Here is a 1,427-nt window from a genome sequence, read left to right on the forward strand (position 1 = left end):
TCAGACACCATATAGTGAGTGCGAGTACATCCTTGTGGACAAGTCCTCGGCCTATCAGCACCAGTCAACTCCACACATTACTGTGCTTCCATATCTGGCCTGTCAACCCAATCATCTCTTGGGGGCCTTAACCCACAAAGGGGTGGGAGACCTCATCTAGGAACAGGCTTCCCGCTTAGATGCTTTCAGCGGTTATCCCTCCCGAACATAGCCAACCAGCCACGCCCTTGGCAGAACGACTGGCACACCAGAGGTTCGTCCATCCCGGTCCTCTCGTACTAGGGACAGCCTTCCGCAAGTCTCCTACGCGCGCGGCGGATAGGGACCGAACTGTCTCACGACGTTCTAAACCCAGCTCGCGTGCCGCTTTAATGGGCGAACAGCCCAACCCTTGGGACCAACTCCAGCCCCAGGATGCGACGAGCCGACATCGAGGTGCCAAACCATGCCGTCGATATGGACTCTTGGGCAAGATCAGCCTGTTATCCCCGGGGTACCTTTTATCCGTTGAGCGACACCGCTTCCACCAGCCAGTGCCGGATCACTAGTCCCTGCTTTCGCACCTGCTCGACCCGTCAGTCTCACAGTCAAGCTCCCTTATACACTTACACTCAACACCTGATTGCCAACCAGGCTGAGGGAACCTTTGGGCGCCTCCGTTACCCTTTAGGAGGCAACCGCCCCAGTTAAACTACCCACCAGGCACTGTCCCCGATCCGGATCACGGACCCGAGTTAGATGCCCAGAACGACCAGAGTGGTATTTCACCAACGACTCCACACCCACTAGCGTGAATGCTTCACAGTCTCCCACCTATCCTACACAAGCCGAACCAAACACCAATACCAAGCTATAGTAAAGGTCCCGGGGTCTTTCCGTCCTGCCGCGCGAAACGAGCATCTTTACTCGTACTGCAATTTCACCGGGCCTGTGGTCGAGACAGCGGAGAAGTCGTTACGCCATTCGTGCAGGTCGGAACTTACCCGACAAGGAATTTCGCTACCTTAGGATGGTTATAGTTACCACCGCCGTTTACTGGCGCTTAAATTCTCCGCTACACCCCAAAGGGTTCACGGGTCCTCTTAACGTTCCAGCACCGGGCAGGCGTCAGTCCATATACATCGCCTTACAGCTTCGCATGGACCTGTGTTTTTAGTAAACAGTCGCTTCTCCCTGGCCTCTGCGACCACCACCAGCTCCCCCAGCACGTGGGTTCACCAGCAGTGGCCCCCCTTCTCCCAAAGTTACGGGGGCAATTTGCCGAATTCCTTAACCACAGTTCACCCGACCGCCTCGGTATTCTCTACCTGACCACCTGTGTCGGTTTCGGGTACGGGCCATGCACACACTCGCTAGAGGCTTTTCTCGACAGCATGGGATCACTCACATCACCACAACGGCTACGCATCACCCCTCACCCACAATGG

1 rRNA gene is annotated in these 1,427 nt (G+C 56.1%); it reads right to left on the reverse strand.

The features are described 5' to 3' along the window. Positions 1-34: 34 nt before the first annotated feature. A 23S ribosomal RNA gene (locus tag OU415_RS38170) occupies positions 35-1,427 on the reverse strand; the annotation flags it as partial.

The organism is Saccharopolyspora oryzae (assembly GCF_027853915.1).
In the GTDB taxonomy this organism is placed as follows: Bacteria; Actinomycetota; Actinomycetes; order Mycobacteriales; family Pseudonocardiaceae; genus Saccharopolyspora; species Saccharopolyspora oryzae.